Genomic DNA, 22,655 nt, shown 5'->3' with positions numbered 1-22,655 from the left:
GAGACGGCTGGCTGTCCGGCATGAATAACCGGCGCATAGCAAAGTGCAAAGAGATAAGAGTACGTCTTGTCGCCGGTTGATGACAGGCATTACCGGACCGGTCATTGCTGTTAACCGTTGCTAAACAGGTCTGCCATATACTGCTGAAACTTCACCCGTTTCAGCAGTATAAAAAACAACATTTCGCTGAACGCTACCGGATGAATTTTATATTTCATGCGGGGTCTGGTGTGGGTGAGATATAATCCTATCTTATTGAATTAATTATAATAGTTATCTGATTTTGTTGGTTGTTAACTATGCAAGTAATTCATATAAAACCCTCGCTACCTGCTGAATATAATAACGAGGATACGATGAGTACATTAGAAATTGACAACACCTTAACTGCGCCACCGCCTCACTCTCAACCGGTTCGATCGGTGAGTGATGTGGCCCGGCTGATTAACAGTAACACCGAAAAAAACAGCTATGCGCGCTGGATTGTTTTCCTGGCGCTGGGCGGCGTGTTTCTTGATGCCTACGATCTCACTACCCTCTCCTACGGCATTGATGATGTGGTGAAGGAGTTTGGTTTAACCCCGGTACTCACGGGCCTGGTGACGTCGTCAATCATGATCGGCACCATTGTGGGTAATCTGGTCGGCGGCTGGCTGACCGATAAATATGGCCGTTACTCAGTGTTTATGGCGGACATGCTGTTTTTTGTCGTCTCCGCCATTGCGGCAGGTCTGGCCCCCAACGTCTGGGTGTTGATTGGTGCCCGTTTTCTGATGGGCATCGGCGTCGGGATCGATCTGCCGGTTGCCATGGCCTATCTGGCAGAATTCTCTAAGTTCTCCGGCAAGGGCAATAAAGCATCGCGCCTCGCAGCCTGGTGCCCGATGTGGTATGCCGCTTCGTCTGCCTGCTTCTTTATTATTTTTGCACTCTATTTCCTGCTGCCCGCCGAACATATCGACTGGCTGTGGCGCGCCTCGCTGCTGTTTGGCGCCGTACCGGCGCTACTGATTATTGCGGTGCGCAGTAAGTTTATGAATGAGTCACCGCTGTGGGCGGCGAATCAGGGCGACCTGAGCGGTGCGGTGCGTATTCTGCGTGACTCTTACGGCATTGTTGCGCATGAGGAGCCGCCCGCTAAAACCGATGCGGTGAAAGCGAAGCCGAAAGTGCGTTTCCGCGTACTGTTTCAGAAGCCTTATCTGGAGCGCACGGTCGTCAGTGCGGTGATGAACGTCTGTATTTCATTTGAATACACCGCCATCGCTTTCTTCCTGCCCTCTATCCTGGCGCAATTTCTCGGCGCGGGCGTATTTGAAACTATCTCTGCCTCGCTGGGACTGAATGCATTGTTCGCCTTTACCGGCGGGCTGTTGGGGATGCGACTGGCGTGGAAATTTCCCTCACGGCATGTCGCGATCGCCGGATTTGCGCTGCAGTTTATCGCACTGATTTCGCTGGCATTGATCGGTCATCCGCAGGCGACAGCTGGCGTGGTGTTTGCGGTGCTGATGCTGGGTTTATGGCTCTTTGCAGAGGGATTCGGACCCGGCGCGCAGTTGATGATCTATCCGGCGCTCTCCTACCCGACCCACATACGCGCCACCGGTGTCGGCTTTAGTCGTTCGCTCTCCGGTGTGGGCAGCGCGCTGGCGCTGTTTATTCTGCCAATTTTGCAGGCGCGTTACGGCACCAATATGTTCTGGATTGTCTCACTGGCCGCACTTATCCCGATTATTTTCCTGTTAATCATTCGTTTTGAACCGACCCGACAGGACATCGATGAACAACCCGACTCAGGAGAGGATCATGTCTGAATTAAATCGTACCGAATTTGACGAACTGGTTCAGCATTTCAGGCCGCTGTTCGCCCGCATCGCTGAGGGGGCAAGTGCCCGTGAAACCGAACGCACACTGTTGCATGAACCGATTCGCTGGCTGAAAGCGGCGCGCTTTGGCACCCTGCGTATCCCTAAAGAAGAAGGCGGCTTTGGGGTTTCGCTGCCGCAGTTATTTGCTCTGCTGACCGAACTGGCTGAGGCAGATTCCAACCTGCCACAGGCGCTGCGTGCGCACTTCGCATTTATTGAGGATCGCCTGAACCAGCCAGCCAGTGAGGATCGGCGTCGCTGGTTCCGCCGCTTTGTGGACGGTGAGCTGGTGGGCAGCGGCTGGAGCGAGATCGGCGCGGTTAAGCTGGGTGAGGTCAACACTCAGGTTTCTCCCGATGAGGGGGGATGGCGGATCAGCGGTGAGAAGTTCTACAGCACCGGCACGCTCTATGCAGACTGGATTGATGTCTATGCTCAGCGCGCAGATAACGGTCGTGACGTGATTGCCCTGGTGAACACCCACCAGAATGAGGTGGAGCGCGATGATGACTGGGATGGCTTCGGGCAGCGACTGACCGGCAGTGGTACGACGCGCTTTCATCAGGCCCGGGTTGAACTGCCCCATGTCTATGATTTCAGTGAGCGTTTCCGCTATCAGACGGCATTCTATCAGCATGTCTTACTGGCCACGCTGGCGGGCATCGGGCGGGCGGTGGTGCGCGATGCTGCTCGGGGTGTGGCGCAGCGTAAACGCATTTACAGTCATGGTAATGCTTCGCAGGTGAAGCAGGATGTGCAGGTGTTGCAGGTGGTCGGTCAGATAAGCAGCTGGGCATGGGCAGCCGAAGCCGCCGTCGACCGGGCGACCCACTCGTTGCAGCGGGCATTTGAGCTGCAACTTAGTGGCGCAGATGAGGCACAGCTTCATGCGGCAAACGTGCTGGCCGAAGTAGAGTCCGCTCAGGCACAGGCGGTGGCCGTTGAGCTGGTGACGCGTGCGGCAACAGAATTCTTCAATGCGCTGGGTGCATCTGATACCCGAGTCAGCAAGGCACTCGACCGCCACTGGCGTAATGCACGAACGGTGTCGTCGCACAATCCGGTGATCTACAAGCTACGTAACGTGGGTGACTGGGAGGTGAACGGCACCGATCCGACCTTCATCTGGCAGATAGGCAATGGAAATGGAGTGTAAAACCGCTATTTCATGGGCAGATATTTGCGTTTGGGAATTGATCAGCCTGAAATGGAAACACCAAACCGACAGATTTCATTTTATTCGGATGAGAAACTGACGCTGGCCATTTAATAGCACTTATACTGTCCGTGATACAGGAAACAGACACGCTAAATGCGAAGGATATTAATTGCCATTTATTAAGTATGAGCCAGGCGTTATTATCTTCAAGCCCGAACGTTTATTTTTGCGTAAAGGGAAAAGAGCCAGCATCACATCATGACGCTGGCTATTTTTTCATCAGCGCGTCTGTTAAGGCTTGCTTACAGGCTCTGGCATAGCTGAAGAGTGATGGGTTGAGATTTTCCAGCCCTTACCATCCCAGACATAAGTGAAGGTGTAACGTGCTGTGACGTGCGTGTTATCTTTAAAAGTAAATGTATAAACGCCGGTATCAATCGCTTTATTACAACCAATTCTGATAGTCCGGGAATCAATTTTACCGCTCGGCCCTTTTTTCAGGAAATCTTTAAAATAATCGATACGTTCCTGATCGGTCAGACGTACCTGATTTGAAATGGTCGGCAGCAAAACGGCATCGCTGACATATAATTCAGAGACTTTTGTTGCATCACCGGTTGCCAGAGAGTCATTCCAGGCGTCAAACAGGTTGGCCACATCCTGCTCTGAGGCTCTGACACAGGTCACGGACTGTTGTGCCTGCGTAACAACTGGGGCGAAGGAAAGACCTAAAAGGCACAGCGATAATAACGTTTTTTTCATGAAAATATCCTCATGTTTACCCTGGGTGAAGCCAGCGTTCTGTGCGTTCTTCCAGACGCCGCCATAAAATGTGTATAACTCGTTAATACGTCTTAATCCGGCTGATCAGCCAGAATAATACTGCTGCGATAAATACATTAGCCGCTTTATTCGATTAAAAAGCTGATGCATATACTTATCGACGCTTTTGATATGCAGGGGAACAAGATAGATGAAAAGAAGTGTTGCCTGGTATTTAAATCGGCGATAAGCTGGTATTTAGTTTTTTGTTCTGAGGGTTAATGCCTGGATCTCTTTTGGTAGCGTAAATGCCATGTCGCCTGTTCAGAGCTATGAACGTAATATCGGGAAGTAGTGTTTAATTTATGTACTCTATAAAAACTTTCAAAGGGTATTGCCTTTGAGCAGTGTTATATGGAATCTTTTTATGATTTATTAATTTAACTGACTAACTAATTAACGTCGTCTGCCATTTTTCAACATCTCTATTTTGATGGTCCTGTTCATTATTGCGCTGGAAAAATAAAGCATCGTGATGCGCTGATTTATTTAAATAATGATTAAACCGTTCATACCCTGGTTTAAACGCGACTTAGTTTGAGACATTTTTTTGCATCGTGGTTTCACTTGAACAACTCGCAGTGAGTTACGTTCAGCTATCGATAAAGCGTGTGACCTGTACCTTCCCTGACTGACTGCGATGAGCGTCAATCCGTTAAAAGCCAGACGGGATCAGTTACGCCATACTGACTTCGTATAATTGTTCTTATACGAAGTCATGACATAGGGATGGTGCTAGGTTAAGATGGATAGCAGTAAAGTTCTCCTTGAAAATGACAACGCTACGTAAATTCTGACCGGTTATCCCCCTGCTTAGTTCTCAGAATTAACGTAGCGCGATCATCGGCGTCTTTGGTTGATAAGTGAGCAAATATGAGTGAGTTAGTGCCGTTAACCCCTCTGACGGTTGACCGGAATAGCGATATCACCGAGCGGCTCCGGCAGTTCGTTCAGGATAAAGAGGCTTTCTCACCTAACACCTGGCGACAGCTGCTTAGCGTAATGCGAATCTGCAATCGCTGGTCGGAAGATAACCAGCGCAGCTTCCTGCCGATGAGCGCAGACGATTTGCGTGACTATCTCTCTTTTCTGGCTGAAAGCGGCCGGGCCTCCTCAACCGTCACTTCACACGCGGCGTTAATTTCGATGTTACACCGTAACGCCGGGCTGCCGGTGCCCAATGTCTCTCCGCTGGTTTTCCGTACGATGAAGAAGATAAATCGTGTGGCGGTGATCAACGGAGAGCGGGCAGGCCAGGCCGTGCCCTTCAGGCTGAGTGATCTACTGGCGCTGGATGAAGAATGGTCAGGTTCTGATAACCTTCAGGCGCTTCGCGATCTGGCTTTTTTACATGTGGCTTATGCAACGCTACTGCGTATCAGTGAACTGTCGCGTTTGCGGGTGCGGGATGTGATGCGTGCCGGTGATGGTCGCATCATTCTGGATGTGGCATGGACAAAAACTATTGTGCAGACCGGCGGATTGATTAAGGCGCTCAGCGCCCGTTCAACTCAGCGACTGGAAGAGTGGATTGAAGCGTCCGGGCTATCCAGCCAGCCCGATGCCTGGCTGTTTACTGCAGTACATCGGTCTGGCCGGCCACTGATTGCCGAAAAGCCGATGAGCACAAGGGCACTGGAACAGATTTTTAGCCGGGCATGGCGCACTGCCGGAAAAGAGGGCGCAGTAAAGGCCAACAAAAATCGCTACACCGGCTGGAGTGGCCACAGCGCCAGGGTAGGAGCTGCGCAGGATATGGCAGATAAAGGTTATCCGATTGCCAGGATCATGCAGGAAGGCACGTGGAAAAAACCAGAAACACTGATGCGCTATATTCGCCATGTGGATGCACACAAAGGTGCCATGGTGGAGTTTATGGAGCAATATGGTGACCCTGATTATCCTGGCTGATGGCTCCTGAAAAGAGAATAAAGTCCTTTTTCAGGCTGAAGTTATCCACAGAAAAAGTGGACAGCCTGTGTGTAAGCCGGTACGGATGAACGCTGAAGCGGGGATCAACAGCGCTCATCCGGCTGATTTAGTTGATTTATTCTTACTGCCATACCGCATGCTGCGAATCTGTCTGCAAAACAGGAGCCGCTATCCATAATAAGGGCATGCTGCAGTGCATGGTCAGAGTTGCTTTGGTAAACATCTGCCTTCAGCGGGCAGGATAATGCTTCTGGCCGGGTTAATTGTCATGTTGCCTTTGTCACTGCTCATACGCTAATCATCCCACTATTCTGGCTTCAAATCGTAAGAATAATCAACAGGACAATCCTCACCTGTCCGCTGCGGCCAGGAATCGCCGGCAGCGGAAAGAGTGAATGCCATCAGTACTTATTTTTACCGGGCAAAGCCTTTCTGCTTATCACAGCCGCCGTGGCAGCCGCTGCAACTCCCCTTTTCCTCCCTGAGCATGACCGGTATTGACTGCACCCGGCTTCCCGCTTTTCGCAATGCCAGCAGGATGATTCCGTTCAGCACCAGCACGCTTATCAGGCAGGTCGCACTGAATGCAGGATGGTCGGCAAAAGTGACGGTCTGGTAAAACAGCGTGGCCGTGGTGTAGGCGATGTTGAGTCCCCAGAAGAATGAGAACATCATCCATTTTTTACCGGCTTCCCGCGCAATAGCCCCCATGACCGAGACGCAGGGAACATAGAGCAGGACAAAAATTAAGTAACTGTAAGCGGCAAAACCACTGCCAAATTTGGCAGACATCACGCCCATCGAACCAGTCGCCATCTCACCATCGCCTTTACTGGCATCGATGGGATGGGCCAGCGCATCAATTCTGAAGGCAGCCGTTAACCCCGCCCAGGTCTCTGTCAGCGCCTCTTTAAGCTCACCAGGCAGGTCAAAAGCCTGCGGATCAAATGGACTGCTCTGGATTGCCTCTGTGGTGTAAAGGCTGTTGAGCGTGCCGACCACGACCTCTTTCGCCATGATGCCGCTCACCAGCCCCACTGTTGCCTGCCAGTTATCCTGAGTGACCCCAATCGGCAACAGCACGGGGGTGATCGCTTTGCTGGTCGCCGCCAGCGCAGAGTGGTTAATGTCATTAACCATCTGGCCATTAAAGGCAAAACTGCTCAGTACGCCAATCAGCATGCTCACCAGGATAATCACCTGTCCGGCTCGCACCACAAACATTTTCAGCCGTTGCCAGGTCTGCAACAGCAGGCTTTTGAGGTGAGGCCGGTGATAGACCGGCAACTCCATGATAAACGGCGAGGCTTCTCCGCCCAGCAGGGTATGCTTAAGCACCAGCCCGGTCGCGATGGCCACCACAATTCCCAGCAGATAGAGGGAGAAAACCAGGCTGGAACTGTGGGTGTTAAAGAATGCCGCAGCGAAAACCGCAAAAATCGCCAGCCGTGCGCCACATGACATAAAAGGCGCAATCAACACCGTCAGCAGACGCTCACGCGGTGTATCCAGCGTCCGTGTCCCCATGACCGACGGGACATTACAGCCAAAGCCGACAATCAGCGGCACAAAGGATTTTCCCGGCAGGCCCAGTGACTGCATCAGACGATCCATCACAAAAGCGGCGCGCGCCATGTAGCCGGAGTCTTCAAGGAAAGCGAGGAACAGGAACATCAGGCCAATCTGCGGAATGATCGGCAGCACGGTATTGATACCGGCACCGATACCCTGCGCCAGGAAAACCGTCAGCCAGTCAGGGAAGTGGCAGACATAGCCCAGCCATTGCGCACCATGAATGAATATCGCCACCGAACTGCTGTCGAACAGTGGCTGTAGCGCGGCACCAATGTTAATTGAAAGAACAAACATCACATACATCACTGCCAGGAATATCGGAATGCCCAGCCAGCGGTTCAGCACAATTTTATCGATCCTGCGGGTCAGACCTGCGGGCATTGCGTGATGAATGTTACTCACTGCCGCGCAAAGCGCATTGATGGTGCGATAGCGATAATCGGCAATCTGTACGCCGGTCTCTCCACCGGCCTGCTGCATAATCTCGGACAAATGCGGAACCAGCGCCGGACAAAGTTTCTGACTGTTGATATCCCCTTCCAGCAGTTGCAAGGCCAGCCAGTAGCGTTTTTGTGGGGCTATGGCGGCGGGCATCTGTTGGCAAAGCTGCTCAATGGCCGTTTCAATCGCAGCCGGATAACGTACCCGTTCCGGTGCGCGGTAAATATGGGGCTGGTCAATCAGCGCTTTGAGCTGGGCAAGGCCATCACCTTTGGTTGAGGTCAGTGAAACGACCGGACATCCCAGATGAGCTGACAGCGCTGCGACATCTATAGTGATGTTCTGGCTGGTGGCAATATCCTGCATGTTCAGGGCGACAATGCAGGGCACGCCCAGTTCCAGCAGCTGAAAGGTCAGGAACAGATTACTTTCCAGACTGGAGGCATCGACGACATTAATCACCACATCGGCATGATCCTGATAGAGATACTGGCAGGCGATGCTCTCATCTATCGAACTTTCAGCAGATAGTGTTGTCAGCGATCGGGTGCCTGGCAGATCGATAAGCCTGACATCTGACTGCGCGGTAAAAAATTGACCTTCTTTGCGCTCAACCGTGACGCCAGCCCAGTTCCCGACCCGCTGTCGGGCACCGGTGAGCTGATTAAACAGCGTGGTTTTGCCAGTGTTGGGGTTACCAATCAGCCCGATGGTTATCTTCTTCATCAGACGATTTCCTCCAGGATGATGTCGTCCAGGTCACGCTGCCGCACCGCCAGGCTGACACGGCGGGTAGAGATCTGCACTGGGTCGCCCATTGGCGCCACGCGAATGACCTCAATAACTGCGCCGGGAAGCATGCCCATTGTCAGTAATTTCTGGCGCCAGGCGGGATTTACCGATGGCTGATAGCCTAGGATTCGGTAGGTACTGCCCATATTAATTGCCATATCACGCCCTGCCTAAAAGTAAGAAGCACTCATTCTATAAATGATACTCGTTTCGGTTTTTGATCTGGCATCGGGCAGGCAGAAGAAAACTGCCGTCAGGGTCAACGGCAGGTCAACAGCGCATTAAATGGGGGGTCTTCCAGGCGCGGGTTCAACAGTTAAAGGCGGATGTGGAGAATGTTGAATCATTCCCGCACTCTAGCAGAGAGCATCCATTTAGTTACATCATTCAATATGCCGTAAATAACTACTACGGCCCTTCGGGCCGTGCGGGGCGGCTAGTCAATGAGCACTCGGATTCACAGAACGGCTCCGTTCAGGTTTAATCAAAAAAACCAATCTGGCAGGATAGCGCCGGTAACGTAATCTGCTCAAATAGGGTGTTGTAACTAAATTGCGGCCGCTGTAATGAAAGAAAGGCGTCCTGGAAGGATCATTTTCACAATGGCAGTGCCCTGATTTTCAGGCCACCGCCAGGTGATGAGCGAATAAGGATTACTTAAGAACCCGAACCGTTTTTACATCAATCTCAACACTGTTCCAGTCTTTATCAACTTCACCTTCAAGACGGACTTTATCACTCGGTGATAACGATTGTCCCATCCAGCGCTTGTCATCAATATCGACATTAATCGTTCCGGTAGCATCTTTGAACTCATAAAGTTCATGCCCCACTTGTCTGATGATGTTACCTTCCAGAACGACCCATGCGTCATCACGCAGCGTCTTAACCTGAGCGACAGAAGAGACGCCGGGTGTCGGACCTTTAAATCCGCCCTGAGAATACCCCTGCCCTGCTGGATTAACAAAACCTTCCTGTGCAGCAACTCCAAAACTCATACCGGCAAACAATGCTGCTAAAAGAAACTTTTTCATATTTATCTCCGTTAAAATTGTCGGGCTAATTTACGATGCAGATCTTAACGGGATCTTAAGAAAAGTGATTACCTCCATGTGTTTTAAAAATGTAATGAGCATGATGCGCACGATAAATCCGCATCAGAAAAACAATCAAAGTTTAATCCATGTTGTTAAAAAAATAAATTAATCGATAAACAGTTACGTGAGTGGTGAATTTTTAACATTCAGTGTATTATGGTCATTGTTACGCTTTCACTTTGCATCATTTCATATAAATCCCATAGCTAACATGTCTGTTAACGGATATTATTTCCTGGCATAGATATATCCCAGTATTAAAACATTATGTATCGCAGTTTTGCTCATTAACTATTTTTTTCTTTTTACAACCACTCAACTGAGTGGTTTTTTTTATGCCTGGTTCCCTATGATATTAACAGAACCCAGTAACGCTGAGTATGCAGTGTATCGACAACGGCTCCCATTCGGAATGCAGCCCTTTCTGGCATTAAAAGGGTAAGAATGTTGCCTGATACTGTCTGAAAATGCATAAAAAGAAGAGGAGAGTGGTGATAGCCTGATGCCCACCCAAACTGACAAGAGATAAAGGAACATGCGGAATTTACCGATGTTCGGAGATTCGCCAGCGTGAGCCTACGAGTAAATCAGTTTAATTCAGTCTTTGAGCATCAGCCTGTCCTTCTTTCAGATTCATTTTTGCGGATTCGAGCTTAAGTTTCTTTTCCTCTACCTTGCTGGTTTTCTTCCTGATTCTCTCAGTACAACCTTCTGCCTTCGCTTCCGCAAGTACTGGTCGCAAAACAATCAATACCCGCCATGGTTGCATACTCCTGAGCAACCCATGATATTGATCCAGATCATTATCATCCTGATAAAGAGGCAAACAGCCGGATTGTTAGCATGTCGTTTAACAATCACAGCGAATAATGCCGCATCTTCTTAAAAAGAAACGACAGGAAAGTAAAATGACATCTTTTAATTCTGGCAAGAAATTCGCTTTTGCTATTGCGATGATAACTTCTGTTATGTCCCTTTCCGCCTGCTCAAGCAATTATGTGATCTCCACCAACGATGGGCACATGATTACGACTCATGGCAAACCCGCAAAAGATAAAGAAACAGGCATGATCTCTTATAAAGACACGGATGGAAACATGCATCAGTTACAACAGCACGATGTTAAAGAGATTGTGCAAAAGTAAACCTGCTTTAATAGCAATCTTAATCATTATCCTGAAAATCTGATTCTGTGGGAAAACTGAGCAATGAAAATTTCTGTAATTGGCTTTGGCTTATTATTGTGTGCATCCTCCTCTGCCATGGCCATTGGCCTGAATGCCGAACAAAGTAAAAACACCTCGGTGCTGGACGCAGAAATCGGCCGTTCATCCGGCGGGCTTTATGTTGATGGTCAGTGGATCAAAAATACGGCGGATGGTGTTCAGATTGGTCAGGCGGGTACCGGTTATAACCTTGAAATTGGACCTGTGATGCTGACGGCTGGCGTTAAAGCCGCTTACATCGGCGGCAAAAAAGGAGATAACGGCGTTGCGTTTCCTGTTGGCGGCGGTGTGAAAATCAATCTGCCCGCTAATTTTGCGTTGTATGGAGAAGGTTATTCCGCCCCGGAACAGCTGACCAACAGCGTTAAGAATTTCGTTGAGGCCAATGGCGGTGTCAGCTGGTCACCTGTGGATCCACTGGTTTTAAAAGTGGGCTATCGCTATGCGGGTGTTGATGGCAAAGATGGACGTCCGGGTCATACCCTGATCGATGGTCCTTATATCGGTGGCGGCCTGACATTTTAACGTCGGATGACTCTTCCCTTTTTTTGTGGTGAGGAAACCCTGCCGATCGGTTTCCTTACTCAATCACTCGTCTCAACTCAGGCGGGGAGCACTGAGAAACAGATTATGAAACCTCTTATGCTGATGTTATTTACTCTCTGTCTGACCGGATGTGTGCAGTATAAATGGGTCAAGCCTGATGCATCTGAACAGCAGGAAACAATAGCGGAAACAGCCTGTCGGGCCCAGGCACTGCGGGATTTACCCCCTGACAATGTTGTTAGCGGTAAATACACCTCAAAAGACAGTAAATATAAAACCACTGACACCGATTACTCCACCAGCGACGCCAATGAAAGCCAGCGAGAGATACTGGTTAAAGATTGTATGTTTAAAAGAGGCTGGCAACAGATCGAGGTACAGCAATAGCCCCATTCCCCTGACTGAGGCCAGGTCAATCCCTGGCCAGCTTTGATCAGCGTCAGAGGTCAGGTTCAGGTTTTATTTCTGTATCATCCTCTTGCCGATCAGTACGCTGCCGCCGGCACCGTTCCGAGCAATACAACACCTCGTCCCAGCATCGTTCCCACTTTTTTCGCCATGACATCGGTTTATTACACGTTTTGCAGTAGCGAACCGGTAATGACTTTTTATTGCCTTTGAACACGCCAGTCTCTCCTGAGAATCCCTTATAACGCTGACAATAGCGTCTCTTATACAGTTTAGCTTGCTTGTGAGTAAGTATTGAGGGCAATTGAGATCGCACTGTTTACCGCTTCATCGGCGCATAAGGCAATATGGTACCCGGATGATGTGGCTCAGGTTGCCTTGATTAGCGGACATCCTCTCTGGCCCCATACGGCGGCTAAAAAGTCATTACGCCCGTAAATAATCAATCCAGGGTCATACAGGCCACGCGTGATTCTGACTGTTTTATCCCCCTTTACTGGGGTTTGTCTCTCCGGGCTTTTAAAACCAAGCCATAACCCGTCTGGTGATGATCGCCTTAACCAGAACGTTATTTAAGTGATAAATTAATCTGATTTCATGGCCTTACATATAGTCTGAATAAATCAGCCGCCTGATGGTTATTTTTTAGTAATTTTGCTATGCGTCCTTTACAACCCTATTATGGTGGCCTCATGGACATATCCAGCTTTATCTGGAGAAGTATGCACGGTGACTGCCTATCGGAACAAAGCAGCTCCGTGATTAGCGAAGCGATTCCGCTGGAAAAGCGACGTGAAAGCCCGGTTTTTCCATAACGTAACTAAATTATTGAACATCATCAGATGAGGCACCTTTTTGACATTTTGAGCGAAGAGTGTAAAAAAAAGAGTAACTTTACTTTTGTTTAAGGGTCTTACGTTAATTACAGTTTAAACTCTTTGAGAAAGCGATTAATATGTTGGCGTTGAACTATCGGTTCTGTATTTTGATTCTTCGAAGGCAAGCATCTTAAAAAAGCAGGTCTGACGAAAAGCATCAGCGTGAACCCGCTCTGTATTTTATTATCTGAACATGACTATGGTGACTTTGATGAGTGACACTCTCAACAGCTTGAATAATATCCGTACCCTTCGCGCAAACGCTCGCGAGCTTGACCTTGCTGCCCTGGAAGAAATGCTGGAAAAACTGTCGGTTGTGGTGAGTGAGCGACGTGAAGAAGCACAGGCTTCTGAAGCAGCTAATCGTGAAAAAGCTGAGAAACTGGCAAAATACCGTGAATTACTGTTGCAGGAAGGTATCGATCCTAACGAACTGTTAAATGGTATGCCGACTGCACCAGCCGTGAAGAAAAAACGCGCTCCTCGTCCGGCTAAATATCAGTACACCGACGAAAATGGTGAGGTTAAGCAGTGGACTGGCCAGGGCCGTACCCCATCTGCTATTAAATCTGCCATTGATGCAGGTAAATCGCTGGATGATTTCCTGATTTAATTCAGTATGCATAATGAAACACCGCCTGCGTCAGGCAGGCGGTTTTTTCACCATAAATCGTCAGGCTCAAGCATCTCAATTACCGGCCAGCCTGTACCCTTTCCTTTCTCATCTTGATATTGTCTCTCCATCCATAATCCTGCTCAGGCGTTACCCTGAACTCAATAACTGAAAAGCTTTACGCAGTCACGCAACAGATAATGGGATTCATTCTGTTCTCTCAACCGCTTTATTTATTCAGCGATTGTGTGTTGCGGGCTGTGATAATTTCCAGTCCGATCTGCTGACCATAAGAGAGCTCAAGCGTATTGCCATCAGGATCGGCAAAAAATGCCCAGTAGCCGACTGGCACACCAGATTGCTGCGCGTCGCGTCGCAACACACCTTCGAGACGTGCGAGTGCCACTTTTTCATCTATCTCTTCACGGCTGCTACAGGCCACGCCTATATGACCAAATGGACCCAGCGGTGTATCTTCATTGTTGTCAGATTGCACCAGCACCAGCGCAAAAGGTCGGGTTAAATCCGACAGCCATGCCACTTTCTGTGCTTCAGGAATGCCAGGTTCACGCTGATGTATCACCTGCATCCCGGCATAACGCTGATAAAAATCTACGCTCTTCTCTAAATCCCGTACCTGTAAAGCAAGATGAGTGAAACCGGTATCGTTTGACATGGCCGCTCCCTGTTTAAGTTGAGCAGTCACCATGCCACAGGCAGGATTCAGGATTTGATCACGGATGCTCAGCCGCTACGTTCTTCACACATGGCCTGGTTACGCCCTGCCCGTTTCGCGTGATACAAAGCCTCATCCGCGCGCGCTATCAGCGATTCTTTTTCCTGTTGTGAGTCTGAAGCAAGATAGACGGCGCAGCCTGCACTCAGGGTGACGTGCTTTTGCGGCAGTTCCGTGGTGAGATGCGGAATATCGAGCCTGTTAACAGCGTCTATGATCGATTCAGCGAAGTTCAACGCGGCTGACAACGGCTGTCCGGGCAAAATAATGGCAAACTCTTCGCCGCCATATCGGGCCGTAAGTTCGTTTTTGCGGCGGGCGGCGTTCTTCAGAACAGTAGCCACTTTTTTCAGGCAGTCGTCACCCGCCACATGGCCGTAGGTATCGTTGAAACGTTTAAAATAATCGATGTCGAGCAGGATCAATGACACCGGCTGGCCACTGCGCTCCGCGTTCTGCAGGCATTCAGTCAGCATGTGATCAAAATGGCGCCGGTTGGCAACACCCGTCAGCCCATCACTCTGTGCCAGATTTTCCAGTGCGCGATTAGCCGCGGTCAGATCATCGCGTAATCGGGTCAGCTCAAGCTGATAACGCAGCGTATGCCGTGCCTGACGCAGTACAAATGCACCCAGTAAAAGAATAACAATCAGCAGCGCCAGGCTCAGAATCAGATCATGTACCCAGCTTTTGAGCCAGTGGTTAAACAGCGCGCGCTTGTCATATCCCGCGGCCACCACCAGCGGGTATCGCTGTGAGCGGACAAAGCCAAAGATGCGTTTTTTACCATCAAGCGCAGCGGTCCACTGACCGCTGCCTTTATCCGCATGGGCCAGCATCCTGAGGAAAAGCGGACTCACTGAGAGGTTTTTGCCGATGTAGCTATCCGGCATCGGACGGGCGTAAAGCACGGTACTGTCTGCCAGCATCAGTACCAGTACATCGCCTTCGCTAAGTTCATAATAGCTGTAGAAACGGCGGAAATAGTCCACTTTGACGGTGGCGAGTAAGACGCCCCGAAAGCCGTTAAAGGCATCGTTCACACGCAGCGTAACCGGGATCACCAGCTCGTGAGTGGTGCGGCTGCGAAGCACCGGGCCGACGTGCAGGGTATCGCGCGGGCTGGTGCGGTGATAATCGAAATATTCACGATCGGAATTATTGATGTCAGGCGGTATCCGGCTCATAGAAGTGGCTATCCATTTCCCCTGCGCATCATAGTAGAACAAGCCGTGTAGTTGTGGCAGGTGGCTCTGCAACAGGCGCATCGTCTGGCTCAGCGACTCGCCATCTACACCGGTTGTGGCAATCTGCTTTTCGAGCTCGCGTTGCACCTCGCGCAAAGAGAGCTCGGTCTGCAAAAAAGTATCGTCCGCCTGGCGCGCCTGTGACAGCGACAGATTAACCGCCGTATCTTCAGCTTTATCGACGGTTTCATTCCAGTCTTCCCGCAGCGTCCACACATTTAAGCCAATCACCGCCACGCTGAGCAATACGCCTGAAAGGATAATACTTCTTAGCAGCGGCGAGATTTTTGGCGCTGAACCCTCATTTTTTTGGCGAAACTTCATGCCTGTCCTTAATAAACCCTGTTGACTGATTTAAGCACAGTTAATCAAAAGCAAAAATGCAAATCCCACAATCCTGTTTCAACAATGATAATCCGCAATTAACCAGCAGATTTCGCTTAAAATTTCTTCTTTATTGGTTCAACTAGCACCCTTAATAGAGGATTAATAGCGAATAAGGCTACACTAGCGCTTCAAATATCACGTGGGTAAATGTTACCCTTGCCAGCTGAATAATTTGCACTTCATTGATTAAGTTGAGTATTTGAGGATTTGTTATGAGTAAGAACCTGAGCAGCCTGAACAATATCCGCACGCTTCGTGCAGAGGCGCGCAATATGGCTTTAGATATGCTGGAAGAGTTACGCCAGAAATTAGAGACCGTGGTAAATGAACGTCGTGAAGAGGAAAACGCGCGGGCAGCGGAAGCCCGTGAGAAAGCAGAAAAACTGGCGTTCTACCAGGAGCTGTTAATGGAAGAAGGGATTAACCCGGCGGAGCTGGTGAATAGCGCATCCCCCTCGGTAACCGGCAAAAAGAAACGCGCAAAGCGTCCGGCGAAATACCGTTACAATGACGAAAATGGTCAGGTTCGTTACTGGACGGGTCAGGGCCGAACGCCCTCCGTAATTAAGGCGGCCATTGAAAACGGCCAGTCGCTGGATGATTTCCTGCTGTAGTCGCATTTATTTCTGCCGGAATAGTGACCGTCATTACGCGGGAATATTCCGGCAGGCAAAGTCACAGGCGCAGAAATTCATCCGGGCCTGGTCACTCATCGTCCTGTCGTAATGTCTCATCACTCATCACCGGATGCGGCCCCCGAAATGTCCGGCGCCACTCACTGGGAGAGACGCCAAACCGGGATTTAAAACGCTGACGAAATGACACGGGCGAATCAAAACCCGCCTCTTCTGCCACACATTCAATGCTGATGCCGGTGGTTTCGAGTAATAGCTGGCTGCGTTGCAGACGCTCTGCTGTCAGCCACTCTCCCAGGGACATGCCTGTCGCCTTGTGAAAATGACGCGTCAGCGTTCGCCTGCTCATGCCAAGCGTCCGCGAAAGTGAGTCAAGATCCTGTGGCTGATCCAGATTCTGTCGCAGGGACGCCAGCAACGCGTTGATCTTACTGTCACGCGTTGTTTCTGGAACCGGTCGCTCAATGAACTGCGCCTGACCGCCTTCACGGTAAGGCGGCACCACCATGCGTCTGGCTACCCGATTAGCCATGGCGCTGCCATAGTGGTGACGGATGATATCCAGACAGCAGTCGATGCCCGCCGCGGTGCCGGCAGAGGTGATCAGACGATCGTCTCGGGTATAAAGAGCATTACTGTCGAGGTGAACCTGCGGAAAGCGCTCGCTGAAGTCACGCTCAAATTCCCAGTGAGTGGCAGCACGATGCTTATCGAGCAAACCTGCATAAGCCAGTACGTAAGTGCCCAGACATAGTCCAACGATCTCTGCGCCGCGCTGCCAGGCTGCCACTAGCTTATCAAGCAGCGCCTGCGCAGGTTTTTCAGCCGGATTATGCCAGTAGGGCACGATAATAATGTCCGCCTGATCAAGCGGGTCAAGACCCTGTTCCACCGTAATTGACAACCCCATCTCTGAGATGACCGGGCCTGGTTTCAGTGCGCAGATATCAACATGAAACAGATCCGGCTGCGGCAGGGCTGAGCCGAACAGAATACAGGGAACTGAAAAATGAAACGGACTAAAACCGGCCGTTGCCAGCACCGCGACTTTCAGAACAGCCATCCTCTCCCCTTATTGTGTGGCAGCGTAGTGTTGAGACCTCACAGCACAATTGTGCCGGGTTAGTGCCACGACGCTCAGAACGTCATTGTGTCACCATCTTCCGGGATCAGCACCTGGTCAGCAATACCCTGTTCGGTAGTCCAGGCTCGCAGCTCTGCGCGCGTCAGCAAACAGTGGTTGATCGCCTCCATGTGTGAGGCAACCAGCGTTGCGTCAGGCAGGATATTCAGCGTGCGCTGGGTATCCTCTTTTCCCATGATAATCGGGCCATAGAGATCGTTGGTTGCATTGCCGATATTCATTACCACCACCTGCGGCTGAAAACGTTGCAGCGCTCTGACATAGGGTTTGACCCATACGGTATCGCCAGCTATATAGAGGGTTTTTTCTGCCGGATGGGTAAAGACCAGGCCACAGGCGTCACCCAGAATATCGCCCATCACTTTGTCGGCATATAACGCATTGCTGCCGTGCTGACCGTCGGTTTTATAAATCGTCAGGCCATCAACAAACGGATTCTCATCCTGCAGCACGCGAACATTTTCAAACCCCTGCGAACGAATCAGCGCTGCATCCGTTTCATCCTGGCTGTAGATCATCATCGTCTTCGGCACTAGCTGCTGCGCAGCCTCATCCCAGTGATCCATATGCGTGTGAGTAATAATCACCGCATCGACTGCCAGCAGTGCAGCGACCGGGACAGGCAGCTCAACCATCGGATTTCTAAGATGCGGACGGGCATTTCCGGCAAACCCGGGCCAGGCCTCTTTTTCGGCCAGCATCGGGTCGATCAGGAATTTTTTGCCTGCATAGTCCAGTAGCAGGGTGGCATTACGAATCTGGGTCAGCTTCATTTTGGCTCCGTAAACAGTCTCAGTGAAATCAGCCAGGCTTACTGGCTACCATCAGGTTAATTTACGGCACTGTTTACCTGCGCGTAACAGGCTCAAAGGACAGTGTTCGATGGAATCGGGCCAAACTGCACTATTTTCTTGTGGCAGGGTATCTATCGGTGCTGGCGTCGCGACGAGACAGCCCTGAATGTTCAGGAAAGGCAGGCGTTCCGGAAGTTGCTTTTAACTCTTTACCGACAACGATAACGCTTTCTTCCGGTGTCTGTTTAAAGCATTGCCGGTTAAGGTATTAGTAGCTCTGGCGCGTCCCGGACCTGTGTTCTGATTATCAACCTTTGACAGGAGAGTCTGTGAACGACTTATGGAAATTGCACTGGCTTGAGGCATCGGGTGATGTTGGGCCCTATAAATCGTCAATAGTCAGGGCCGCTGAGCTCGCCTGCGAGCACCTCTCCTCCGTGACACGTGTCCCTCGTCTGGATATTCTGGTTCAGTGCATGCCGGAGGCAGTAATACCTGAAACCGGTTTTGCAGGCCGGGCTTACGGGCCCACCCTGTTCGGCCTGGCCATTGACCCGGCAAATCCGAATCTGCCCGGGATGCTGGAAAATGGCACGCTGGTGCGGCATATCGTGCATGAAGTCCATCACTGTTTGCGAATGCGCGGGCCGGGATATGGCTGGACGCTGGGTGAAGCGCTGGTCAGCGAAGGTCTGGCGGGTCAGTTCGTCTGCTGGCTGCTTAAAACGGCAGCAGAGCCCTGGGAGCAAGCCATAGAGCTAAGCGAGTTGCAGGCTAATCCAGTGCCGCTGACCACGCTGCAAAGTCCTCATTATGATCATTCTGCCTGGTTCTTCGGCACGGGTGACTTTCGCCGATGGTATGGCTATACGCTGGGCTACCAGATGGTTGCCGCATGGCGCCGTGATAACGCGGAATGTGCTACAGAGAAATGGTTCAGCGTGACAGCCGATGAGGTGATTGCCGCGGGGCTGGCTAAGGGACTGCTGACAAATTGAGGATAAAAAAATGCCGCAGCAGGCTGCGGCATGTCATTTCAGATTCGCATCAGAAATCGGCTTTCAGAACCACACGGTAATTGGCTTTACCGGCGCGAACGTGATCCAGCGCTTTATTGATGTCAGACATCGGGAAGAACTCAACCTGTGGCGCAATATCCGCACGCGAGGCGAGTCGCAGCAGCGAACGCAGCTGGCCTGGTGAGCCGGTTGATGAACCGGTCACCGCTTTGTCGCCCAGGATCAGATCGAAAGCACTCACTTCAATCGGCTTCATTACGGCACCCACGGTGTGGAATTTACCCTGAGGTGCCAGCGCAGCGAAATAAGGTTTCCAGTCCAGGTCGACCGCCACAGTACTCAGGATCAGGTCAAAACGGCCTGCCTGCTTTTTCAGAGCTTCTGGATCACGGCTGTTAACCACTTCATCCGCGCCCATATCCAGGATCGACTGCTTCTTATCTGGCGTTGAGCTGAATGCCACCACTTCGGCACCCATCGCGTGCAGGATCTTGATTGCGATATGGCCCAGTCCGCCGATACCAATCACACCCACACGGCTGGTTGCCGTGATGTTGCTCATCAGCAGCGGTTTAAACACGGTGATACCGCCACACAGCAGCGGACCGGCGCTCGCCACATCCAGTTTTTCTGGCAGCGGAATAACCCATTGCCAGTCAGCACGCAGCTTCTCGGCAAAACCACCTTTGTTCATGATGGTCGGGATGCTGCCCTGCTGACAGTTAACCTGCTCGCCGTTAATACAGGCATCGCAGTGCTGACAGCTTTTTGCTGTCCAGCCGATTCCTACACGCTGGCCGACTGAAAGACCTTTGTTCTTAGCCGCTTCGCCCAGGGCAGAAACCCGGCCAATCACTTCATGTCCTGCAATCACCGGGAACTGAGAGATGCCCCACTCGTTGTCGATCATCGACAGATCTGAGTGGCAGACGCCACAATATTCGACCTGGACTTCGACTTCTTCGGCTGCCAGTTCGGCGGCATCGTACTCATAGAGTTCAAGGGCCTGGCCAGCCTGCATGGCTGCATAACTTTTAATTTTCATTCATACCTCTGCGTGGTTAATCACCGACAAGTGTAACAACTGAAAGCCCGCCCTGCCTGGTCGTTACGCTTACACCGCACTTTTTTGTCTTTTATGCTGATAAATCAGGCCTTAACCTGCGCACCGGAAAGAGTTTGTAACACCTTGAGCTGCGCGACGGCCTCCTGCATTGCATCCATCCCCTGCGTCAGTTCACGCAGGCTGCCGAGATGCTTCGCAATGTCAGCGCGCTCATGTCGCGTCTGTTGATTCATGGCCGCCAGCGTATCGGCTGCACTGATACTGCGCTCTGCCATCTGGGCGGCGGTCTGCGCCGAATCACTGGCCACCAGCCGGATACGTGAGATGGTGCTGACTGCCTCACCGATGTTACTGGCCGTAGCTTCAGCCTGCTCTTTTGAGGAGTGCGCCAGACGACGAACTTCGCCCGCGACCACAGCAAATCCCCGCCCAGCCTCGCCTGCACGAGCCGCTTCTACTGCGGCATTCAGCGCCAGGATGTTGGTCTGGAAAGCAATATTGCTGATGCCATGCGTAATCTCATTGATGCCGTTGGAAATTTTCTCCAGATCGTCCAGACCATCATCCAGCCGGCCCTGCGCCTGCTGACTCTCGGTGGCGATGTTACTGATGTTACGGATACTGCTCTCTGCCAGGCTCAGGGTTTCTCCCTGGCTCTGAGTGGCTGTTTCCAGCACCGGCAGCGCCTCCATCAGCGGCGTCAGCGCCTGCTGATAAGTGATAACCCGATCCAGCACCCGCGTCTGGATGCTGTTCAGCGCTTCCCAGCGGCGCAACGCTCGCTGCGCGTAGTGTGCCGCGTAGCCGGCGTACTCTACCGGGAACTGGCTCATCGCTTTGACGTCATGATTAAAGAACACCAGCGCGGAGAGCGTCTGATTGATGGGCACACCCAGGATTTCGCCGAAGCTGGAAAAACCGGCGGCGGCAATGCCTTTGAAGAAATGGGCATTATGCAGCTTATCGGCATTACCGACACGGCGCAGGATACAGTCGTTCATCAGGATCGCCGCGGGTTTGCCATGCTGAGCGGTAAAAGCCTGCCACTCCTGCTGCGTCGTCTGTTTAAAGTCTTTCTCTTCCATCAGGAACAGTCGATCGCCAAACTCAAGATCGCAGAAAAAGTGTACGCCGCCCGATTCAATTTTGGCGATCGAGCGAATAAAGTACTCGCCGCCAACTTTAACGCCAAAAGTGAGTCCCTTTAGCCGTTCGCTCAGTTGCGCTTCGTTGCAGTTGAGATGTTCACACAGCGCCGCAACAAACGATTGCTGCTGCCCCTGGCGGTTAAATACTGACGTTACAGTACGCGCAACCGGATCGGCTTCAGCAATCAGCCAGCTCTGATCGCGTGGCGTAAAGTTCTGGCTTTTAAAAGGAGCAAATGATTTTCCTGGCGCCATCTGGCAGAACACAATCACAGCCTTGCCCTGCAACACCTTGCCACCTGTACCAATCCAGGTGCCATCAAAGGTGATTTTGCCTCCCGCCGAACCGCCAATCGCCAGGCAGGGAAAGCGCCCGCTGTTATACCAGGCCTGCATCAGAAAGCCTTCGGATGCCGATAATCCGTCGCAGTAAATCATGGCGAAAGTACGATCGGCCGAGAGCGGCATCCGCACCTGCAAGCGCGCCAGCTCCTGCTGGATGGCGGTGATGCGCTGGCTGGCAGTCTGCGTGTCGGCGACATGCAGATCAACAATATGCGTCTCATGGCGTGCGATCAGTGTGTCCGGCAGCCAGAGGTAGCTTCCCTCCGGGCCATTGCCATCACAGTAGGTGCTTTGCGATCTGCTGCTGCTCAGCGCGCCGTTGGAAGAGAGCGTCAACACCGTCAGGTCGGCGGAATTGAATCGCTGCCAGGCCTTACTGACCCGCTGAAAATCGGCTTCAGGCGGAACGAAGGTCATCAGGATGCCGCCCGCCCGCGAGCTTAAACCCACGGAGGCCAGTGAATCTGGCAACGCACGACAATCGTAGGTGCCATTGGCAGGCTGACTGCTACGCCTAAGACGGGCAACAGGCAGGTGTCTTTTGATCGTCTTAATGATCGACATATTATTATTTTCGCTTTTATTTGAGTAATTTGCGCTTAAATTAGCGCTTTCTGGTGTGTATAAAAGGAGGGCTAAAAGCAGGTCCGTTCGCGTTCAGAACTCGTCGCGGAGTGCCGGGTTCATCAATGATCGGCGCGCTCAACGCCTGTTGGTTATCGCCAGTAGCGGGAAAACCTTTAACGATTGCTGCAGTTGGTTTAATGGATGAAG

At 51.3% G+C, this 22,655-nt stretch carries 20 protein-coding genes; 9 read left to right on the top strand and 11 right to left on the bottom strand.

Going from position 1 to position 22,655, the window contains the following annotated elements; all coding sequences use genetic code 11:
• The first annotated feature begins 356 nt into the window (after positions 1-356).
• A complete protein-coding gene (locus tag ACO6VX_RS13770; protein WP_033781082.1) occupies positions 357-1,817 on the top strand; it encodes an MFS transporter in 1,461 nt (486 codons plus the stop codon).
• A complete protein-coding gene (locus tag ACO6VX_RS13765) occupies positions 1,810-3,027 on the top strand; it encodes a monooxygenase (RefSeq protein WP_122459962.1) in 1,218 nt (405 codons plus the stop codon). Before ACO6VX_RS13770 ends, ACO6VX_RS13765 begins: the two co-directional genes overlap by 8 nt.
• A gap of 294 nt (positions 3,028-3,321) precedes the next feature.
• Here ACO6VX_RS13765 and ACO6VX_RS13760 read toward each other — a convergent pair whose 3' ends face one another.
• Positions 3,322-3,792 carry an SgcJ/EcaC family oxidoreductase gene (locus tag ACO6VX_RS13760; RefSeq protein ID WP_061703002.1) on the bottom strand — a complete coding sequence of 157 codons (471 nt, stop codon included), beginning with the start codon at positions 3,790-3,792 and terminating at the stop codon, positions 3,322-3,324.
• 933 nt (positions 3,793-4,725) lie between these two features.
• Between ACO6VX_RS13760 and ACO6VX_RS13755 the strand changes: the two genes are divergently transcribed.
• Complete coding sequence (locus ACO6VX_RS13755) at positions 4,726-5,763, top strand: tyrosine-type recombinase/integrase (protein WP_089415106.1); 1,038 nt, start codon at positions 4,726-4,728, stop codon at positions 5,761-5,763.
• A 435-nt stretch (positions 5,764-6,198) separates the two neighbouring features.
• Here the strand turns inward: ACO6VX_RS13755 and feoB are convergent, their stop codons facing one another.
• From feoB to ACO6VX_RS13740, 3 genes are all read right to left on the bottom strand, one after another.
• The gene (gene feoB, locus ACO6VX_RS13750; protein WP_422431641.1) at positions 6,199-8,526 is read right to left on the bottom strand and encodes a Fe(2+) transporter permease subunit FeoB; all 2,328 of its coding nucleotides are present in this window, start codon (positions 8,524-8,526) and stop codon (positions 6,199-6,201) included.
• On the bottom strand, positions 8,526-8,750 hold the full coding sequence (gene feoA / locus ACO6VX_RS13745; protein WP_033781080.1) for a ferrous iron transporter A: 225 nt from the start codon (positions 8,748-8,750) through the stop codon (positions 8,526-8,528). Before feoA ends, feoB begins: the two co-directional genes overlap by 1 nt.
• 495 nt (positions 8,751-9,245) lie before the next feature.
• Positions 9,246-9,626: a YgiW/YdeI family stress tolerance OB fold protein gene (locus tag ACO6VX_RS13740; protein WP_010257071.1), complete on the bottom strand. Its 381-nt coding sequence runs from the start codon at positions 9,624-9,626 to the stop codon at positions 9,246-9,248.
• 971 nt (positions 9,627-10,597) lie between these two features.
• Here ACO6VX_RS13740 and ACO6VX_RS13735 point away from each other — a divergent pair.
• From ACO6VX_RS13735 to ACO6VX_RS13725, 3 genes are all read left to right on the top strand, one after another.
• A complete protein-coding gene (locus ACO6VX_RS13735) occupies positions 10,598-10,834 on the top strand; it encodes a YgdI/YgdR family lipoprotein (RefSeq protein WP_010257065.1) in 237 nt (78 codons plus the stop codon).
• 63 nt (positions 10,835-10,897) lie between these two features.
• The gene (locus tag ACO6VX_RS13730; RefSeq protein ID WP_033770122.1) at positions 10,898-11,440 is read left to right on the top strand and encodes a YfaZ family outer membrane protein; all 543 of its coding nucleotides are present in this window, start codon (positions 10,898-10,900) and stop codon (positions 11,438-11,440) included.
• A 105-nt stretch (positions 11,441-11,545) separates the two neighbouring features.
• Entirely contained in the window at positions 11,546-11,848 is a 303-nt protein-coding gene (locus tag ACO6VX_RS13725; RefSeq protein WP_010257059.1) for a hypothetical protein, read from the top strand.
• A 52-nt stretch (positions 11,849-11,900) separates the two neighbouring features.
• Here the strand turns inward: ACO6VX_RS13725 and ACO6VX_RS13720 are convergent, their stop codons facing one another.
• Positions 11,901-12,086, bottom strand: a complete 186-nt coding sequence (locus ACO6VX_RS13720; RefSeq protein WP_010671932.1) for a DUF2256 domain-containing protein — start codon at positions 12,084-12,086, stop codon at positions 11,901-11,903.
• Positions 12,087-12,958: 872 nt separating this feature from the next.
• On the opposite strand from ACO6VX_RS13720, the gene ACO6VX_RS13715 reads away from it, so the two are divergent.
• Positions 12,959-13,360, top strand: coding sequence for an H-NS family nucleoid-associated regulatory protein (locus tag ACO6VX_RS13715; RefSeq protein ID WP_010257055.1), 402 nt, complete (start codon positions 12,959-12,961; stop codon positions 13,358-13,360).
• 229 nt (positions 13,361-13,589) lie between these two features.
• On the opposite strand, the gene ACO6VX_RS13710 is transcribed toward ACO6VX_RS13715, so the two are convergent.
• Both ACO6VX_RS13710 and ACO6VX_RS13705 read right to left on the bottom strand, forming a co-directional pair.
• Complete coding sequence (locus ACO6VX_RS13710; protein WP_159227255.1) at positions 13,590-14,036, bottom strand: VOC family protein; 447 nt, start codon at positions 14,034-14,036, stop codon at positions 13,590-13,592.
• A 68-nt stretch (positions 14,037-14,104) separates the two neighbouring features.
• Complete coding sequence (locus ACO6VX_RS13705) at positions 14,105-15,667, bottom strand: sensor domain-containing diguanylate cyclase (protein WP_033770124.1); 1,563 nt, start codon at positions 15,665-15,667, stop codon at positions 14,105-14,107.
• A gap of 275 nt (positions 15,668-15,942) precedes the next feature.
• Here ACO6VX_RS13705 and ACO6VX_RS13700 point away from each other — a divergent pair, with 275 nt between their 5' ends.
• Complete coding sequence (locus ACO6VX_RS13700; protein ID WP_010257048.1) at positions 15,943-16,344, top strand: H-NS family nucleoid-associated regulatory protein; 402 nt, start codon at positions 15,943-15,945, stop codon at positions 16,342-16,344.
• A gap of 91 nt (positions 16,345-16,435) precedes the next feature.
• Here ACO6VX_RS13700 and ACO6VX_RS13695 read toward each other — a convergent pair whose 3' ends face one another.
• Both ACO6VX_RS13695 and ACO6VX_RS13690 read right to left on the bottom strand, forming a co-directional pair.
• A complete protein-coding gene (locus ACO6VX_RS13695; RefSeq protein WP_010257045.1) occupies positions 16,436-17,428 on the bottom strand; it encodes a GlxA family transcriptional regulator in 993 nt (330 codons plus the stop codon).
• Between the two features lie 74 nt (positions 17,429-17,502).
• Positions 17,503-18,282: an MBL fold metallo-hydrolase gene (locus tag ACO6VX_RS13690; RefSeq protein ID WP_010257042.1), complete on the bottom strand. Its 780-nt coding sequence runs from the start codon at positions 18,280-18,282 to the stop codon at positions 17,503-17,505.
• 350 nt (positions 18,283-18,632) lie between these two features.
• Here ACO6VX_RS13690 and ACO6VX_RS13685 point away from each other — a divergent pair, with 350 nt between their 5' ends.
• A complete protein-coding gene (locus ACO6VX_RS13685) occupies positions 18,633-19,301 on the top strand; it encodes a DUF2268 domain-containing putative Zn-dependent protease (RefSeq protein WP_031292291.1) in 669 nt (222 codons plus the stop codon).
• A gap of 49 nt (positions 19,302-19,350) precedes the next feature.
• Here the strand turns inward: ACO6VX_RS13685 and ahr are convergent, their stop codons facing one another.
• Together ahr and ACO6VX_RS13675 are read right to left on the bottom strand one after the other, a co-directional pair.
• Positions 19,351-20,367, bottom strand: a complete 1,017-nt coding sequence (gene ahr, locus ACO6VX_RS13680) for an NADPH-dependent aldehyde reductase Ahr (RefSeq protein ID WP_010257039.1) — start codon at positions 20,365-20,367, stop codon at positions 19,351-19,353.
• 104 nt (positions 20,368-20,471) lie between these two features.
• Positions 20,472-22,445, bottom strand: a complete 1,974-nt coding sequence (locus ACO6VX_RS13675; protein ID WP_266094443.1) for a methyl-accepting chemotaxis protein — start codon at positions 22,443-22,445, stop codon at positions 20,472-20,474.
• Between the last annotated feature and the right edge of the window lie 210 nt (positions 22,446-22,655).

Source organism: Pantoea sp. BJFS-204, assembly GCF_049310725.1.
In the GTDB taxonomy this organism is placed as follows: domain Bacteria; phylum Pseudomonadota; class Gammaproteobacteria; order Enterobacterales; family Enterobacteriaceae; genus Pantoea; species Pantoea agglomerans.
The sequence above is the reverse complement of the archived record's forward strand: the minus strand, read 5'-3'. Positions and strand labels throughout refer to the sequence as shown.